Source organism: Rhodococcus sp. 05-2255-3B1 (assembly GCF_002258545.1).
Lineage (GTDB): Bacteria > Actinomycetota > Actinomycetes > Mycobacteriales > Mycobacteriaceae > Rhodococcoides.
In genome coordinates this window covers 22,941-38,959 of record NZ_NOZC01000023.1, presented here as the reverse complement: position 1 = coordinate 38,959, position 16,019 = coordinate 22,941, and the positions used below count along the sequence as shown (strand labels likewise).

Genomic DNA, 16,019 nt, shown 5'->3' with positions numbered 1-16,019 from the left:
GATGAAGGCACTGACTGTTCAGCAACCGTGGGCATGGGCGATCATCGACGGCGGCAAGACCATCGAGAACCGTACTCAGAACTGGAAGTACCGCGGACCCCTGGCAATTCATGCAGGCAACCGCTGGTCCGAACGCGGAGAGCGATCGCCACTCGTCAAGGCTGAGTACCGAAAGATGATGACGGAGCTCGCCCCGCCACAGCCCCTCGTTGGGTGGGAGTTCGGCGGCAAGATGGTTCGCTGGCCGTTCCGTACGGGCGCGATCATCGGCATCGTGAACCTCGTCGATGTGCACCCCGAAGCTGGGTGCTGCAAGCCGTGGGGCGAGGCCTCGTACCCTGACCCCACCGGCAAAGAACGCCGCCAGATCGTGCACCTGGTCCTCGACAACGTCACCCCGTTAGCCGAACCGATCGAATGCGTTGGCGCGCTCGGGCTGTGGACGCCGAAGCGGGAAATCGTCGATCACCTCGCCGAATGCTGCCTACAGTGCGGCAACCCACGTAGCTGCGGCGTCGGAAACTGCACCAACGACAGAAACCGTCCCCACTGTTACGCGGGCAATGAGCGACCGGCGGACCTCTCGTGACAATCGTTTACCGCGACGACGCGGTCACCCTCCACCATGGCGATGTTCTCGACGTCCTTCGCACGCTCCCTGACAACTCAGTCGACTCCGTTGTAACGGATCCGCCGTACGGCATTGCGTTCATGGGCAAACAGTGGGACCAGCCAGGGGAGTTCAGTTCGACCCGGAAGAACGGGTCGCCGGGTGTACACCGCCGCGCCGCTGACCGTCCAGACGAGAAGATCGGTGATACCGGCGCGATGGACGCAGGCACGTATGACCTCTCGCCCAGTGCGATGAAGAACTTCCAGAACTGGTGCGAGGCATGGGCAACCGAATGCCTCCGCGTCCTGAAGCCTGGCGGGTACATCGTCTCGTTCGGTGGCTCGCGCACCTGGCACCGGCTCGCGTCGGCTGTCGAGGACTCCGGGTTCGAGATTCGCGACTCGATCGCCTGGCTGTACGGATCCGGGTTCCCGAAGTCGGTCGACGTCGCGAAGGCGATCACCGGTACACAGCTTGGCTACGGCTCGAACTCAGGCGCTATCCGCCGCGCCACCATGGGCGCGGACTACGTCGAATCTGGCCGCCAGGGCAACCGAGACGGCGCAGGACGCCGCGACACGGGGTTGCTGGACCAGGAGCTCGAATTGACCGCTGACGCGCTGCCATGGCAGGGCTGGGGAACCGCGCTCAAACCGGCCTTCGAGCCAATCGTTGTCGGCCGCAAACCATTGAGCGGCACCGTGCCGGCGAACGTACTCGCGCACGGCACCGGAGCACTAAATATCGACGGCTGCCGCATCGATGGCCGCGAGCGCACCGAGTACGGACTGTCATCCGCCAGCAGGTCGTTCGGGTCGACGTACGGTACCCCGTCGCCGGCCGCCGACTTCGACTCCAACAAGGGACGATGGCCGACGAATGTTCTGCTCGACGGAACTCAGGCCGGTGCGCTCGATTCGCAGAGTGGTGTAAGTACGAGCCGTGCGGCCGCGGGGAAGCAGACAGCCAAGCGGGGCACGAGCACCCTGGGCGATTTCAACGGTAGGCCCGAATCCGTAGCCGGTCACAGTGACACAGGCGGCGCATCGCGGTTCTTCCCCACCTTCCGCTACGAGGCCAAAGCACCCACGAGCGAGCGGCCGGTTGTCAACGGCGTCCAGCATCCGACTGTGAAGCCTCTCTCGCTGATGCGCTGGCTCGTTCGGCTCGTAACGCCGCCGAACGGCGTTGTCCTCGAACCGTTCGCAGGATCGGGCACGACCGCCGAGGCCTGCATCCACGAGCGGGTGCGGTGTATTTCGATCGAGCGCGAGGCCGACTACCTACCGCTGATCGTCAAGCGCATCACCAAGCCAATCGAGCTCGGCTTCGATTTCGGTGGTGCGTCATGTGGCTGATCTTCGTCGCCGCCGCGGTGCTCGCCGTGTACGGGATTGCCTGGGCCGTGCTGCGTGAACCGGACTCAGCGCGTGCCCGTGGCTATCCATGGAATTCCCCCGAAGCTCGAATTCTGAGAGGTGAACTGTGACAAACGCACTGGTGTTCTTGGATACGGAAACGACTGGACTGCATCACGATCGGCGACCGTGGGAGATCGCGCTGATTCGCCGCGAGCCGTCGGGCCGCACGACTGAGCAGCGTGTGTTCGTTGCCGATGTCGATCTGTCGTCGGCCGAGCTCATAGGTTTGAACGTCGGGCACTTCTACGACAGCCACCCTTCGTTCCGGGCAGTCGATCCGATCGCTCTGTCAGATGGAGTCGAGGAGCGCAAGCTGTCGCCGGGGACGTGGTTGGCGACCGAGGCGAAAGCCGCTGTGCTGGTCGAGCGCATGACTCGCGGCGCGACGATCATCGGCGCGGTGCCCAACTTCGATACCGAGTGTCTGGCCGCGATGCTTCGCCGCCACAACCTCTGTGCGGCATGGCATTACCACCTGATCGATGTCGAAGCTGTCGCGCTCGGATACCTACATGCAGCGAGCCCGTACCCCAGTCAACTGTTGGACTTGCCGATCAAGTCGGATGCGCTCTCCGAACTCTGCGGAGTGCAGCCCCCATCTGAAGAGGAGCGACACACTGCGATCGGTGATGCTCGATGGGTTCAGCGGTGGTACGACACGCTGACCGACGGTTCGATCCCAGAGGCATGAGCCGCGCCGAGATCGGTTCGGTCGTGGTGGCATTGGGTCTCGCGACGTCGGCGGTGTTCTTCGTCGCGTTCCGTGTGACGTCGGCGGCCGTGACGGTCGGCGAGGTGTACCTCGAGCGTCGAGGCCGGCCGTGATCCGCCCGTTCCAGGAGCGCGGCATGGAGGGCTGGAAGGTCACCTGCGACTCGTGCGGGAAGGTCGCGCACTTCTACGTCGACACCGCCCGGGCCGCGTTCGAGCTCGCCCGCCAGCACTCGTGGCTCAAGAGCAATAACCGAGATCTCTGCCCCGATCACCCGTCCTGACAAAACCCGAGGAAGCACACCAATGTCGCATTCGGCGAGAGCACCACCCCAGACCGTTAATCGTGTCGCCCCCGTTGTTACCCGTTCTCTGACTAAGGATGTCCGTTGCCGTTCTTCCAGCTGGTCGACGAGTTGTCCAACAACCGCAAAATCAAAGCGTTGTTGGATCCCACACTCGACGGCGACACGTCTGGGTGCACAGCGTTCACCGTGTGGTCTCTGGCGGGAACGACGTGCCAGGCGGCAGGTTCCGACGGGGTGGTCAAACGAGCCGACGTCGCCCGCATTCTGCTCAGCCCGCAGCTGAGCTTGCAGGCGGCCGCGCTGCTCGTCCACGTGGGTTTGTGGCACGCACCGGGGCACGACTGCACCCGGTGCCCTCCGGTCGCGGACGGGACATTCCTGTTCCACGACTGGTTCGACTTGCGATACGACACAGGCGCAGCGGTCCGGCTCAAGCGGCGCAAGGCCGCCGAGCTGAAGGACGCGAAAATTGTTGCGGCTGTGTGGGCGCGGGACTGCATCGATCCCAATGTCCCGGCGAAGCAGATGGCGGCGCAATGCCGGTACTGCGGAACCGTGGTCAAGCGCATGGACAACAAGTCGGGTGTCAAACCGAACCTCGAGCACGTCGACCCTTCGGTGACCAACGGTGCACGCAACATCGTGATCGCGTGCCAGCCCTGCAATTCGAGCAAGGGCAACCGAACACCGAAGGCTGCGGGGATGGAGTTACGTCCAGCTCCCCGCACTGTCGCCGAGCAGCACACCAATGTCGTGGTCTCGCAGCCGCGATCCGATGACGGGTTGGTTTCGTCTCCACGTTCCGATGACGGGTTGTCTTCGCCGGGTAGCTCCCGCGAAGAGGTACTCGCCGGACGCGACGCAGACGAAGCGGTACTCGCCGGACGCGACGACGCAGGGACGCGCAGTGCCGCTCAGGACCGCTCCACACGGCCGCAGGTGGCCGACGCACCCTCCACTGCCGAGCCAGGCTCACCGGGGCAACCCGTCGATGGGACACGGCACGACAGCGGCACTGCGCCGGCCACCACAGGCCGCGTGAGCGACGTACCCGAGGATTCGGATCAAACCCCGCCCGAAACGGCCCAACCGGCCCCTGAGGCGGAACAAACCGGGATCAAACCGGATCAACCCGAGAATCAACTTTCCGACACTGTCCTCGGGCATGTGCGGGCGCACGTGCGCCAGGCAGGGTCAGGGCAGGGTGATGGTTTGGGTAGGGGTCTGGGGGAGGGTCACTCGTCTGGGTCACCCGACCACCATCCATCCGGAGACACCGCTCGTAAACGTGGCCGCCGCAGATCTCGTGGTCGTTCCCGTAGCTCTACGAAACAGGCCAGTCCAGATCAATCTCCTGACCGACCTGTGAATCCATTCCCACCGAGACCGGTCACCACCGCCCACACCCTCGATCCATCGATGGACGCGGGCGCTGCACCCGATGTCGAAGTCCCCGCCAGATTCGGCTCGCCGTGGTTCGGCTGGCGCGGCCCGGCATCGACGGTGACGGAAACCATCTGCGAGACCCACGGTCAGCACGAACCGTGTTCCACCTGCAAGACGAGCGAGGAGTGACCGTGAGCGATTACCCATCCGGCCTGACCCTGCGACCGATCGAGAATTGGCCGGCACCACGAACCAAGCAACCCGGGCCGTCACCTTTCTCCGCTCCCTGGCGATCGACCCTGCAGCTCCTCGACCGCGAGCTCCGGGCGATCGGCACAGGCAACCGACCAGCGACAGCCGTGCTGCAGATCGCCATGCGCGAGCAGGACTTTCGACTCGACGGACTACCGAGGGCCAACGCGGTTCCGACGCATCCGGGTGTGATCCTCTCGATCGAGTCGAGCAAAGGCCCGCTGTCGTTCCCGTGCGATCGATTCACTCACTGGCAGGACAACCTGCGGGCGATCGCGCTGTCGTTGGAAGCGCTGCGCAAGCTCGACCGATTCGGCACGACCCCGAACGCTCAGCAGTACACCGGATTCCGCGCGATCGGATCGGCCAGCTCGACACCCACAGAGGAGTCGACCGCTCAGGCATTGCGTGCCCTCGAACTGATCGCGTTCCCGGACACCGACGGCGTCGAGCCGTCCGGCATCGCCTCGTCCGACCGGATCAAGCGACTGGCGAAGGCGAACACCCATCCGGATCGAACCGGCGGCGACAGCGACGCGTTCCAACGCGTGCAGGACCTGATCAAGATCCTCGGCTGGGATGAGGGCCGCGCATGAGCATCGACGTCGCCGCAACCACCTGCGTGTGCTCCCTCCCGCACAAGCGCACCCCCGACAAGGGCGAGCCGTTCACCGCGGCCGACGGCAAGACCGGCGTCGGCGACGGGATGACCGCGGTGTGGGAACGAGCAGTCGACGGCGGCCGCGCGGTCACCGCATCCCACGACGGCTCGACTCTCTGCCGTGGGCACCTCACCCGATTGCAGGATCTCATCGCATCGACGCCCCGCACGGTGGAGTGGATGCGCGAGCAGATCGAGCCGTCGAACACCGCTCCGGATCGCAGTGCCGGATACACGAAGCCATCGAAGAAGGAACCACCACTACCGATCTCGGCGGCCGCAGTCGACGCCGCCGACGAGGAGCTCGTGTTCCTGTGCGAGTGGGCGGATCAGGTCTCGGCGGATCGCGGGGAGATGGGCCCGGACTTGGCCGGCGCACGCACCACGTGGCGGTCAACGTACCGCCCGGTCGCGCCGCTGCAGCAGGAGCGCCGCGTCGTCGGTTTCCGAGCCATCGAACCGATCATCGTGAACCGCACCGTCAACTCGGTCACGAAGTACCTGCTCGATCGGCTCGACTGGATCGCCGAGCAGGAGTGGGCGGGGCAGATGATGACCGAGCTCGGACAGAACCGCCGATCGCACACCAACCGGTGGCCCCTCGGCGACACATCGCGCCGCGCCAGGGGATTCCGGTGCATGGACTGCAACCGCGAATCCATCGTCGTACACCCACCGGCGCACGCGCCGATGTACGAGGAGATCCCGGTACTGCGGGAGCCACCCGAGCACTACCCGCCCGGCGGCATCGGTCCGCGGATGGAACCGGCCCCGTTCCCGCGACTCGACGGGTACGGGCATCCGCTCCTCGACGACGCCGGCCAACCGGTGCTGCACGTCATCCGGCGGGAGCTGTACGCGCACCCGATGCTGGTTGCCTGCTCGGACCTCCGCTGCGGCGGCCGGGTCGACGAAGTGTATTGGAACTGGGCCAGTCTCGTCGCCGAGTCCGGCGCAGACATCCGAGACAAAGACATCCGAAGCCGAGCTATGGGCACCACGTCCGGAGCGAGCATCTACGAAGGGAACGGCTGGACATGAGCCAAGTCATCATAGGAGGAACGATCGTCCTGTGGGCCGCGCCGCGGTGGCGTCGAGCGCTCTACCGGATCGGCCTCAAACGGCATCATCGCTGGTTGGGTGATGTCGGTCGAAGTTCGCGAATCACGGCAGCTAGTAACGACATCGTTGAGCTTGCGCGCGAGTGGTCGGAATACCGCAGGGAATACGGGACGACATTCCGCAACGTGGCGGAAATCGCGGCTGCACTGCGAGAACGCGACAACACCATCGCGAAGGTGCGGGAACTTCACGTCCGCAGCCAGGACGGCAGCTGGACCTGCGACGACTGGAACTGCGAGAAATGCACTCTCGGCGCTGGCCATTCCGGTCCGGTCTGCGATACCTGCTCGTTCTCGACCGATGACGACATCGTTCCATCTGTCGTGTTCTGGCCGTGCCCGACGGTGCAGATCATCGACAACCTGCCCGCGCCGGGACTCCGCACCAATGACGAGGGGCACACCCATGGCTGACGATAAGTCGAAGCCGCCGGTCACTAAGTACAAGCTGACAGTGCAGGTGTACGGCAACAGTCACGAGGAGATCGAGAACGAGCTCAGCTACCTTCTTCACGGCGGCTACCTGCTCGACTCGCAGTACTACAAGCGCGACGAGTTCACGGTGTTCGGTGGCCGTCGCACCGCAAAGTTGGAGCACACCAATCCTGATCAGACCCCGGAGGCATACCGAGAACAGCTGCGCGAGTGGTCGCTTCGTCGTCGTTCTGCCGCGCAGGGCGAGAAGTCGTGAGCATTGAACGAGCAGTGAGCCCCACAGAACCAGGACTCTTCTCGCCACCGGTTCGCAGCGCTGCGTCGGTGTCGCACGACGGAAAGTATCGATACACCCTTCGTCGTGTTTGGGGCGACGGTCTCTGGCTCACCTTTGTGATGCTGAATCCGTCAACTGCTGATGCGTCGCAGGATGACCCGACTATCCGTCGCTGCTGCGGGTTCGCTCGCACGCTTGGGTACGACGGCATCCACGTCGTAAATCTGTACGCGTACCGGGCGACCAAACCACAGGAGCTGTGGACCGTCGACGATCCCGTCGGTCCCGAGAATGACACCGCGGTGCGTGTCGCCCTTAGTCGGCCAGGCCTGGTAATTGCGGCGTGGGGTGCCAATGCTCGGCCCGATCGCGTCCGCGACGTCGCCGCAATGCCAGGTGCGAACCGACTGTCTTGTCTCGGAGTGACGAAGGACGGAGCGCCAAGGCACCCACTGTATCTTCGCGCCGATTGCGAGCCTGTGCAGTTCACGCCGAAACACATAGCCGAATGACCGAAGTGGATCCGCTGGATGTGGACTCGGATCGGTACGTGACGCTGGCTGAAGCTGTGCGGAGGACTCGACGATCTCGCCCGACGATCCTGCGATGGGTGAAGGCCGGCACGGTGCGCACGATCGAGCGTCAGGGCGTTCGGGGGTTCCATCTCGCCGACCTTGTCGACGCTGAGGCAGCGGCACATTACAACGCGGCTCGGACACGAAAACGGTAGAAGCGCTGTGACCAGCGTGTGGACATGTGGTGGTGTACTCTTCGCGTAAGCGATCGGTGACTCCACGTCCCGGTCGCTTTGTCGTTCCCCGACTCGGCGGCCCAACTCCCCTGATTGCCTTGCTCGGAAGGAACAAACAATGACGGTAGTAGCAGCGCTCGCGTACGCAGACCGCGTGGTGATGGCAGCCGATCGCCTCACCAACTACGGCGGCACCGGCGTGTATATGTCGGACAACAAGATCCGCAGGATCGCCACCGGAATCACGGGGGAGCACGTCCTGTTTGCAGCCAGCGGTCACGGCGCGATGCTGGCGGTGATCGGCAGGAACCTGAAGATCGAATCCATGCCGATCGATTCAGAGGACGAGGACGACGTTCAGGACTGGGCCGACGCGATCGCAAACGCAATCACCGAACTCATGGCCGAACAGACACCACCCATCCTGCACAGCAACGACGGCGACGAGACCACGCTCAACGGCGCGTTGCTACTCGGATGGCGCGGCCATCTGTTCTACGTGTTCACACACCATGCCGTACGTGTACACGACGGGATAGCAGCGCTCGGGTCCGGCGCTGACGTCGCGCTCGGTGCACTGCATGCCAGCACTGCGCTCGAAGCCGATGCGCTCGAAGCCGTCGATCTCGCAGTTCGCCTTGCCTGTCAACTGATGGATGGTTGCGGCATCGACGACCGCGGACCGTACGTCGACGTACTGGTCAATGGTCAGGGTGACCCACCACATGATCCGTCACTGGTGCCGCACTCATCCGTCGCCTGATGGCACGTGCATCCAAGCGTGTGTGCTCGGTGCCCGGGTGTCCGTCGATACAGGCTGGCCCACTGTGCACGGTGCATGCGAGGGAGCGGGAACGCTACCAACGTGCAACGGTGCCTACCAAGGTCACGCGTGATCGAGCTGAACAAGAGCGTCGAGCGCAGGCTGTCGCGGATTGGGTTGCCGAGCATGGCTATTGGTGCCCTGGTGTTCGCCGGCCAGGCCATCGATCGCGCGACCTGACTGCGGCGCACGATCCACCGATCGCGCTCGGTGGTGACCCGCATGGACCGCTGAAGGTGCACTGTCGGAGCTGCAACAGCAGGCAGGCTGCACGCTTCTGACCAGCGGAAACGAAACTGGTTCGCGTAGGTAATCAATGCTCTGACCTGCGGCGATGCACCCCAGGGGGGTGCCCCTAAGCCCCCCTCCTCGAGGTTCGCCGTGGGGGAGGGCTCTCCGAGGTGCGGAGGGTTCAAGAAGTCCCGGAAAAACAAAACAGGGAGGCTGCTGCCGATGCTCAATCCGAATCGCCAGCCAACTGACGCGGAGTATCTGCGGATGGTTGAGAGGTGGATGAATCCAGGCTTGGAGTTCAGTCAGGAGAAGGCCGCCGAGAAGGAGCGCATCGCTCGACTGTTCGGCGGCACCACATCAGGTCTCGCATAACCAAGGAAGGAAAACATCGACATGCCAGCGCAGACGTTCCGTAAGAAGCCAGTCGAGATCGAAGCAATGCACTTCCGGAGCGATCTGACCCCCGGAGAAGCGCACGAAATTTATTCCTGGGTTGAACGAAATACGCTCGGATCGTTCGACGTGAACGAATTTCTGGACAACGCCAGCGACGACGCTGATAGTCCGCGGTATCCAGAGAGCGGCGTGAGCATCGACGCCAAGGACGGGCGCATGGTGATCGCGACTCTGGAAGGGCTTCACTGGGTCAACCTCGACGACTGGGTGATTCGCGGCATCAAGGGTGAGTTCTACCCCTGCAAGCCCGACATCTTTGCATCCAGCTACGACCCGGTATCCAGTGTCGATCTCTGATCGAATGCACAACCTGGTCGCGGCGGTCATCCGCAAGCTCGCTCACCGTATGGGTTGGTTCTGATCGTTTCTCCCGCGGCGCACTGCTGCGGTGTCTGTTCGGCGCACTGCCGAACGTAGGAGTTGGTGGCGATGACGAATCATGGAGGTGCACGCAGCAGGTCCGGTCCGAAGCCGTCGATGTACTCGGCGCGTTCCGATGCACGCGATCTGAAGGCCACTCGTCTGCCGGTCGAGGGCTACAGCGACGACTTCCCTCCGCTGTCGGAGTTCCTGCCCGATGCGTCCGAACGCGAGGGCATTGTGTGGGCCGAGGCCTGGACGACTCCGCAGGCAGCGCAATGGATTCGCGAACCGTATCGGTTCCGGACGATCGCGATGTGGGTTCGCTGGACCGTGAAGATGGAGGACCCGGAAGCGCCGGCCGCTGTCGCGTCCGCCGCGCTGCGTCTCGCTGACCAGATCGGTCTGACGCCGTCGGGTCTGAAGGAGAACGGTTGGGTGATCGTGCCCAAGGACCAGATCGTGCCGGAGTCGCCGGCCGCGAAGCAGCGCACGGCGGGCCGGGTCATCGAACGTACGACTGGAACCGGTCGCCGGTTGCGTGGTGTAGCTCGGTCCGATGGCAGCGACTGAGTCGTACGCCGTCGACTTTCCCACCCTCGCTGACGTTCTCGACCCCTGGTATCAGGCGCACTGCTCGATCCCCGACGGATTCAACGTCGGGGATCCGTTCGTTATGGCCGACTGGCAGTTCTGGTGCACCGCGAACCACTACCGGGTGAAGAAGTCCGCTCGGTGGCAACCGCGGAAGCCGATGCTGAACCAGGCGTTCACGTATCGACGCTCGCAGATCGTAGGGCCGCAGAAATCGGGTAAAGGTCCGTGGTCGGCGGCGGTCATCGCGGGCGAGGCCGTGGGGCCGACGTTGTTCGCGGGGTGGGCCGAGGACGGCGACGGGTACGCGTGCTCGGATTTCGGCTGTGGCTGCGGATTCGAGCATGCCTACAACCCGGGCGAGCCGATGGGTATGCCGTGGCCCACGCCGATCATTCAGCTGACCGCCACGTCGGAGGATCAGGTCGACAACGTCTACGGACCGTTGACGACGATGATCGAGAACGGTCCGCTGTCGGAGCTGATGGGCATCCGGGAGAACTTCATCCGGTTGCCGGGCAATGCCCGCGACTCGATGGTCGAGAAGGTCACCTCGAATGCCCTGTCCCGCATCGGAAAGCGCGTCTCGTTCGTGCTCAACGACGAGACCGGGCTGTACACGAAGGAGAACAAGCTCGTCGACGTCGCGGACGCGCAACGTCGCGGTGCAGCAGGTATGCAGGGCCGCACGATGGAAACCACGAACTGCTGGAATCCAGCGCAGCACTCGTACGCGCAGCGGACCTACGAGTCGCGCATGAAAGACGTATTCAAGTTTTACCGAATGCCGCCGAACGGGTTGCGTTGGGAGAACAGGAAAGAACGTCGCGAACTGCTGCGCTTCGTGTACGCGGGCTGCCCGTGGATCTCGATCGACTCCATCGACGCCGAGGCCGAGGAAATCTCGGAGACCGATCCACCGAAAGCGGAGCGCTGGTTCGGCAATCGCCTCGTTCAGGGTGTGGGTGCCTGGATGGATCAGGATGTCTGGGACGGTGCGTATGCGAGGGCCTGAGCGACTGTGGTTGCCCAATCCCAAGGCGGGCACTCAGATCTGCGTTGGGTTCGATGGTTCGGAGTCCAACGACTGGACGGCTATCCGGGCGCAGACGAAGGAGGGCTACTCGTTCACGCCCCGATACGGCGACGAACGGGCCTTGCGGCCGACGATCTGGAATCCGGCAGAGTACGGAGGCCAGATCCCGCGCGATCAGCTCGAGGTGGCCGTCGAGCACATCTTCGACCGCTGGGATGTCGTCCGGATGTACTGCGACCCGGAGGGCTACTACTCCGAGATCGGTTCCTGGTCGGTGACATATGGTGCCGACAAGGTTTTCGAGTGGCAGACGAACCGTCCACGTCAGATGCACGAGGCGTTGCTCCGATGCGAGACCGATCTGCGGAGTAAGCGAATGACGCACGACGGGTGCCCGATCACGACCCGTCATGTCCTGAACGCCCGCAACGTGCCGATGCCATCTCAACGGCACGGCATCCGTAAGCCAGTAGGCGAACACCACCGCAAGATCGACGCCGCAGTAGCCACGGTCCTCGCCAATGAGGCCACCGCGGACGCTCTGGTCGCAGGATGGCCGGATCCGGTCGACCAACGAGTGTTCTTTCGCCGACACTGACAATCGAAGGAGGGGTTGTGACAGCACCGATTCTGCGGACGACCCTGTCTCCCGACCACCGAGACTTGATCGGCAAGATGAACGCCAACCTGTCTCGGCTGCAGCCGAAGGACCGGCTGCACGATCTGTACTTCGAGGGCGATCAGCGAGTCAAGCAGCTCGGTGTCGCTGTGCCACCAGAATTGCGCATGTTCGAGACCATCGCGAACTGGCCGCGGATGTACGTCGAGGAGATCGCTCGGCGGCAGCGAATCAAGTCGTTGATTCGTCGGGACTCGAAGGCTGCCGCCGTGATCGACGAGGAAGGCAACGAAGAATCGCCGAGGGTGTCCCGTAAGGACGTCGCCTTGCAGGAGAGCTTCGACGTCAACAACCTGGCATCGGAGATCCGGCTCCTGAACAAGGAAACGATGATCTACGGCCGGTGCTACATGACGGTCGGCACCAACGAAGACGACCCGGACCACCCTCTGATCTCGGTCGAGTCTCCGCTGCAGATGTCCTGCCTCATCGATCAGCGGCGACGGCGGATGTCGGCGGCGTTCCGCCAGTTCCGTACCGATGATGGTGACCGAGTCGGAACACTGTTTCTGCCCGATCGGACCATTCAGGTGATCGCCGGGCCGCGCGGGTGGCAGTACGACGAGGTGGGCGGCGACGCCGAGAACGAGGACGACACCGAGGCTGTCGACGAGCACGAGCTCGGTGTCATCCCGGTGGTGCTGTTCCTGAACCGCCGTCGTCTGGGTAAGTGGACCGGAACGACGGAGATGAAGGACATCATGGGCCTGACCGACGCGTGTGCGCGATCGTTGGCGAACATGCAGGTCGCGCAGGAAACCCACGGCACGCCTGGAAAGTGGCTGCTCGGTGCGACCAAGGGCGACTTCGTAGACGAGGACGGAACGCCGATCCCGGTGTGGGAGTCGTATTTCACGGCGATGGCTGCGACAGCGAAGGGCCCGCGCGATGCAATGTTCGGGCAATTCAATGCCTCGGATCTGCGAAACTTCCACGACACGGTCAAGCTCTACGCAGGCCTCGGCTCGTCGGTGACAGGCCTGCCGATGCGGTACTTCGGTCAGAACACGGCCAATCCCGCTGCAGAGGGTGCTATTCGGGCCGACGAGTCACGCATCAACGGCAACGCCGACGAGAAGAACGAGAGCCAAGGAACCGGCATCGGCTGGGCGATGGCGCTCGAAGAGCGCTTCCGAACCGGCGAGTGGCCGGACAAGGGCACCGCGATCAAGGTCGAGTGGATCGATCCCGGTACCTCCACGAAAGCCGAAGAAGCGGACCACATTCAGAAGCTCAACGGTGGCACTCCGGTGTACTCGCGCGAGGGCTCGTGGGACGAGCTCGGTTGGGATGAGGCACGGAAGAACCGTGAGCGTCGCTATTTCGCGGCCGAAAGCGATCCCGTTCTCGATCGTCTCAATCGCCAGTTGACCGAGGTACCCAAACGCACCCCGGGAGACATCGATGATTCCGGAACCGGCAGCTGACAGTTACATTCGCCAGCAGGGCATCCAGAACGACGTCATCGAAGCTGCGACAGAGATATGGGGCCGCCGGCCACCACGGGACTTCGATGCGTGGTTCGCCAGCAATGTCGACCGCCTCGTTTCTGTCGTCGCTGCTGGGCAGCTGGCCTCGGCCGTTGGCACCGACGAGTACGTCGCGGACACCCTCGACGCACTCGACACCGTCGTCGAACCGCTCGCGCAGGTCGATCCGGAGGGGCTGATCGGAATCGCATCCGACGGCCGCGCTCTGGACACGCTGATGTACTCGCCGATCATCACCGCGAAGGGCGAGATCAAGAAGGCGGTCGACCGCGGCCTCCCGATCGGCCCCGACGTGCTGTCGGCTGCGTGGGAGACAGGGCTGCGAATGACGCAGCTCCGGGCGCAGACGCAGGTGGCCGACGTCAACCGCGTCGCGACCGGGCTGAGTGTGACCGTGCGCCCGGACGTGGGGTACGTGCGGATGCTCAATCCACCGTCGTGCTCGCGGTGTGCGGTGCTGGCTGGCCGGTTCTACCGGTTCAGCAGCGGCTTTCTTCGGCACCCGTTCTGCGATTGTCGGCACATCGCGTCGACGGAGGACATCGCCGAAGGCCTTCGCACCGACCCGATGGACTACTTCGCCTCGCTCGATCCGCGGATGCAGGACAAGATCTTCACTCTCGCAGGAGCACAAGCCATTCGCGAGGGTGCGGACATCGGGCAGGTCGTCAACGCGCGCCGCGGTGCACACGGACTCGCTACCGCGGGTCGACTGACTCGGCGTGATGTCTACGGGCAGAGCTTGTTCACCACGACCGAGGGCGTCACCAAGCGTGGAGTCGCGGGCAAGCTCATCCGACGACGCGGCCGGACTCCGGAGACGACACCTCGGCTGATGCCGGAAGACATCTACGAACTGTCCGGTGGAGATCGCGACGAGGCGCTGCGCCTGCTGCGGTTGAACGGATACGTCCTCGACCGGTCGGGTCCTCGTTCGGGCATCGGCTCACGAACCGGCCTGGTGCCGGATCTCGACGCGATGGTCAAGCCGCCGCGGCCGGTGAAGCCGCCTATGGTCGATCTCGATGCAGTGGCCGACTGGCTCGCAGCGGAGGACAAGTACAAGGCCGACGTCAAGAAGTGGCTCGCGGCCGAGAAGAAGTACGCCTCCGACGTGAAGAGGTGGCTGGCAGCGGAGAAGAAGTTCAACGCTTCGCGGATCCTGTCGCCCGCTACGCGCGACCTCGTCGCCACTGCCAAGGCGTCGTTGCCGGTGGATCGGGCCGGTTGGCTCGACACCACGATCAAGTACCCGACGGACCGGAACGGCGCGAAGCTGGTCCCCGAAAAGCTGCAGCGGCACCTCGACTCGACGTTGTCCGTCGGTCGCGCCGTCCGTGCCGACGCAATCGCACGCATTGCGAAGGATACGCAGGTAAAGAAACTGCTGGCTGAGGAAAAGGAGCTCGTCGCCAGCGGCGGTGCCTTCACTCCGCGTCGTAATGAAATCCTCAAGCTCGTGGCCAAGCGGGAACAACAGATTATCCTCGACACACTGCGGGAGATTCGCCAGGTCGGTGGCGTGAAGCAGCCCGCAGTCGTTGCCGATTTCGGGGTCTCGAGTGCTACACCTGGCACTGCGGAAGGCCTTGCATCGCTCCGTCGAGCAGAGTCGATCTTTCCCGCCGATTGGTTGCGGACTGCATCTGCCGGCCGATTGGACATCGGCAAGGCGGATCGGGCCTTCTATTCGGCCAATTACGACTACATCGCTGCTGATGCAACGGACGTGAAGCCGAACTACCGTGGAGGTTTCGATTCTTATCCCGACGAGGTGATGGCGCACGAACTCGGTCACCGCATGGAATCGAAGATCGACGGCATCACTCAGTTGGAGTTCGCCCTGCTTCGCTCTCGGTCCACGAAGAATGGTGTCCTCGAACCGCTCAGCCGCGTGTACCCCAAGGACGCGGAACTTGCGGACGAGGTTGGCTATGAGGACCAGTGGAAGAATCGGTACGCGGGCAAGTCGTACGCCGACGATTCCACGATGGCCGACCCGGCACGTCGTCCCGCAGAAGTGTTCCAGGTAGGTTTGCAGGACACATTCGGCCGCAGTGACATCAATGGCGAGTTCGACAAGTCCAGTCAGCTACAGGAATTCGTGATCGGGGTGATGGCGCTTCTATGACCTGGAAAGTGATATCCCAGACAGATCCGGAACGGTGGCTCGAATCCACCGGCGGTATCGACTTCGCCGCTGACGCCGAGACCACCTACGAGCTCGGCGATCTCGGCCGGTTCGTGTACCCGCTGACTCCGGTCGGGCCAGGGGTACACGGAGTGCGGACGCCGTCCGAACTGTTCGGTGCCGCGTGGTTCCTCATACCGTCGCCGCAAGTGGCCGGCGACCATCCGCCGTACCCGGACATCCCCAACGATCCCGACGTCATCTACTGACTGAGTCTGCA

General features: G+C 63.7%; 20 protein-coding genes. All 20 read left to right on the top strand.

All coding sequences use genetic code 11. The features are described 5' to 3' along the window. The first annotated feature begins 1 nt into the window (after nucleotide 1). The 20 genes from CH249_RS14200 (at nucleotide 2) to CH249_RS14115 (ending at nucleotide 16,008) form a co-directional block, all read left to right on the top strand. Nucleotides 2-589: an ASCH domain-containing protein gene (locus CH249_RS14200; protein ID WP_094683357.1), complete on the top strand. Its 588-nt coding sequence runs from the start codon at nucleotides 2-4 to the stop codon at nucleotides 587-589. Further along, complete coding sequence (locus tag CH249_RS14195) at nucleotides 586-1,971, top strand: site-specific DNA-methyltransferase (protein ID WP_094683358.1); 1,386 nt, start codon at nucleotides 586-588, stop codon at nucleotides 1,969-1,971. The genes CH249_RS14200 and CH249_RS14195 overlap by 4 nt, the downstream gene beginning before the upstream one ends. Then, nucleotides 1,962-2,102 (top strand): hypothetical protein, encoded by a 141-nt coding sequence (locus CH249_RS27940; protein ID WP_179273118.1) that lies wholly within the window; start codon nucleotides 1,962-1,964, stop codon nucleotides 2,100-2,102. The genes CH249_RS14195 and CH249_RS27940 overlap by 10 nt, the downstream gene beginning before the upstream one ends. Next, on the top strand, nucleotides 2,099-2,725 hold the full coding sequence (locus CH249_RS14190; protein WP_094683359.1) for a hypothetical protein: 627 nt from the start codon (nucleotides 2,099-2,101) through the stop codon (nucleotides 2,723-2,725). Before CH249_RS27940 ends, CH249_RS14190 begins: the two co-directional genes overlap by 4 nt. Further along, a complete protein-coding gene (locus CH249_RS27935) occupies nucleotides 2,722-2,859 on the top strand; it encodes a hypothetical protein (RefSeq protein WP_179273119.1) in 138 nt (45 codons plus the stop codon). Before CH249_RS14190 ends, CH249_RS27935 begins: the two co-directional genes overlap by 4 nt. A gap of 23 nt (nucleotides 2,860-2,882) precedes the next feature. Beyond that, nucleotides 2,883-3,029 (top strand): hypothetical protein, encoded by a 147-nt coding sequence (locus CH249_RS27930; protein WP_179273120.1) that lies wholly within the window; start codon nucleotides 2,883-2,885, stop codon nucleotides 3,027-3,029. 105 nt (nucleotides 3,030-3,134) lie between these two features. After that, nucleotides 3,135-4,628, top strand: coding sequence for a hypothetical protein (locus tag CH249_RS14185; protein ID WP_094683360.1), 1,494 nt, complete (start codon nucleotides 3,135-3,137; stop codon nucleotides 4,626-4,628). 2 nt (nucleotides 4,629-4,630) lie between these two features. After that, the gene (locus CH249_RS14180; RefSeq protein WP_094683381.1) at nucleotides 4,631-5,287 is read left to right on the top strand and encodes a hypothetical protein; all 657 of its coding nucleotides are present in this window, start codon (nucleotides 4,631-4,633) and stop codon (nucleotides 5,285-5,287) included. Next, on the top strand, nucleotides 5,284-6,393 hold the full coding sequence (locus CH249_RS14175; RefSeq protein WP_094683361.1) for a hypothetical protein: 1,110 nt from the start codon (nucleotides 5,284-5,286) through the stop codon (nucleotides 6,391-6,393). The genes CH249_RS14180 and CH249_RS14175 overlap by 4 nt, the downstream gene beginning before the upstream one ends. 95 nt (nucleotides 6,394-6,488) lie before the next feature. Next, nucleotides 6,489-6,887 carry a hypothetical protein gene (locus tag CH249_RS14170; protein WP_143544471.1) on the top strand — a complete coding sequence of 133 codons (399 nt, stop codon included), beginning with the start codon at nucleotides 6,489-6,491 and terminating at the stop codon, nucleotides 6,885-6,887. Next, nucleotides 6,880-7,164, top strand: a complete 285-nt coding sequence (locus CH249_RS14165) for a hypothetical protein (RefSeq protein WP_094683363.1) — start codon at nucleotides 6,880-6,882, stop codon at nucleotides 7,162-7,164. Before CH249_RS14170 ends, CH249_RS14165 begins: the two co-directional genes overlap by 8 nt. Beyond that, the gene (locus tag CH249_RS28760; protein ID WP_373454422.1) at nucleotides 7,119-7,697 is read left to right on the top strand and encodes a DUF1643 domain-containing protein; all 579 of its coding nucleotides are present in this window, start codon (nucleotides 7,119-7,121) and stop codon (nucleotides 7,695-7,697) included. Before CH249_RS14165 ends, CH249_RS28760 begins: the two co-directional genes overlap by 46 nt. Nucleotides 7,698-8,054: 357 nt before the next feature. Then, on the top strand, nucleotides 8,055-8,699 hold the full coding sequence (locus CH249_RS14150) for a hypothetical protein (protein WP_094683366.1): 645 nt from the start codon (nucleotides 8,055-8,057) through the stop codon (nucleotides 8,697-8,699). Nucleotides 8,700-9,386: 687 nt separating this feature from the next. After that, nucleotides 9,387-9,746, top strand: coding sequence for a hypothetical protein (locus tag CH249_RS14140; RefSeq protein WP_094683368.1), 360 nt, complete (start codon nucleotides 9,387-9,389; stop codon nucleotides 9,744-9,746). A 132-nt stretch (nucleotides 9,747-9,878) separates the two neighbouring features. Further along, nucleotides 9,879-10,382 (top strand): hypothetical protein, encoded by a 504-nt coding sequence (locus CH249_RS27925; protein WP_094683369.1) that lies wholly within the window; start codon nucleotides 9,879-9,881, stop codon nucleotides 10,380-10,382. Beyond that, nucleotides 10,369-11,418, top strand: coding sequence for a terminase (locus CH249_RS27920; protein WP_179273121.1), 1,050 nt, complete (start codon nucleotides 10,369-10,371; stop codon nucleotides 11,416-11,418). Before CH249_RS27925 ends, CH249_RS27920 begins: the two co-directional genes overlap by 14 nt. After that, on the top strand, nucleotides 11,405-12,037 hold the full coding sequence (locus tag CH249_RS27915; protein ID WP_179273122.1) for a terminase: 633 nt from the start codon (nucleotides 11,405-11,407) through the stop codon (nucleotides 12,035-12,037). Before CH249_RS27920 ends, CH249_RS27915 begins: the two co-directional genes overlap by 14 nt. A 17-nt stretch (nucleotides 12,038-12,054) precedes the next feature. Further along, the gene (locus tag CH249_RS14125) at nucleotides 12,055-13,545 is read left to right on the top strand and encodes a phage portal protein (RefSeq protein ID WP_256988309.1); all 1,491 of its coding nucleotides are present in this window, start codon (nucleotides 12,055-12,057) and stop codon (nucleotides 13,543-13,545) included. Further along, on the top strand, nucleotides 13,523-15,739 hold the full coding sequence (locus tag CH249_RS27910) for a hypothetical protein (RefSeq protein ID WP_179273123.1): 2,217 nt from the start codon (nucleotides 13,523-13,525) through the stop codon (nucleotides 15,737-15,739). The genes CH249_RS14125 and CH249_RS27910 overlap by 23 nt, the downstream gene beginning before the upstream one ends. Beyond that, the gene (locus CH249_RS14115) at nucleotides 15,736-16,008 is read left to right on the top strand and encodes a hypothetical protein (RefSeq protein WP_094683371.1); all 273 of its coding nucleotides are present in this window, start codon (nucleotides 15,736-15,738) and stop codon (nucleotides 16,006-16,008) included. The genes CH249_RS27910 and CH249_RS14115 overlap by 4 nt, the downstream gene beginning before the upstream one ends. Nucleotides 16,009-16,019 lie beyond the last annotated feature (11 nt).

What these genes read in the sequence shown, in the direction of transcription:
- CH249_RS14200 (WP_094683357.1), top strand. Translation starts at nt 2, where the DNA reads ATGAAGGCACTGACTGTTCAGCAACCGTGGGCATGGGCGATCATCGAC.
- CH249_RS27940 (WP_179273118.1), top strand. Translation starts at nt 1,962, where the DNA reads ATGTGGCTGATCTTCGTCGCCGCCGCGGTGCTCGCCGTGTACGGGATT.
- CH249_RS27935 (WP_179273119.1), top strand. Translation starts at nt 2,722, where the DNA reads ATGAGCCGCGCCGAGATCGGTTCGGTCGTGGTGGCATTGGGTCTCGCG.
- CH249_RS27930 (WP_179273120.1), top strand. Translation starts at nt 2,883, where the DNA reads ATGGAGGGCTGGAAGGTCACCTGCGACTCGTGCGGGAAGGTCGCGCAC.
- CH249_RS14175 (WP_094683361.1), top strand. Translation starts at nt 5,284, where the DNA reads ATGAGCATCGACGTCGCCGCAACCACCTGCGTGTGCTCCCTCCCGCAC.
- CH249_RS14165 (WP_094683363.1), top strand. Translation starts at nt 6,880, where the DNA reads ATGGCTGACGATAAGTCGAAGCCGCCGGTCACTAAGTACAAGCTGACA.
- CH249_RS14150 (WP_094683366.1), top strand. Translation starts at nt 8,055, where the DNA reads ATGACGGTAGTAGCAGCGCTCGCGTACGCAGACCGCGTGGTGATGGCA.
- CH249_RS14140 (WP_094683368.1), top strand. Translation starts at nt 9,387, where the DNA reads ATGCCAGCGCAGACGTTCCGTAAGAAGCCAGTCGAGATCGAAGCAATG.
- CH249_RS27925 (WP_094683369.1), top strand. Translation starts at nt 9,879, where the DNA reads ATGACGAATCATGGAGGTGCACGCAGCAGGTCCGGTCCGAAGCCGTCG.
- CH249_RS27920 (WP_179273121.1), top strand. Translation starts at nt 10,369, where the DNA reads ATGGCAGCGACTGAGTCGTACGCCGTCGACTTTCCCACCCTCGCTGAC.
- CH249_RS27915 (WP_179273122.1), top strand. Translation starts at nt 11,405, where the DNA reads ATGCGAGGGCCTGAGCGACTGTGGTTGCCCAATCCCAAGGCGGGCACT.
- CH249_RS27910 (WP_179273123.1), top strand. Translation starts at nt 13,523, where the DNA reads ATGATTCCGGAACCGGCAGCTGACAGTTACATTCGCCAGCAGGGCATC.
- CH249_RS14115 (WP_094683371.1), top strand. Translation starts at nt 15,736, where the DNA reads ATGACCTGGAAAGTGATATCCCAGACAGATCCGGAACGGTGGCTCGAA.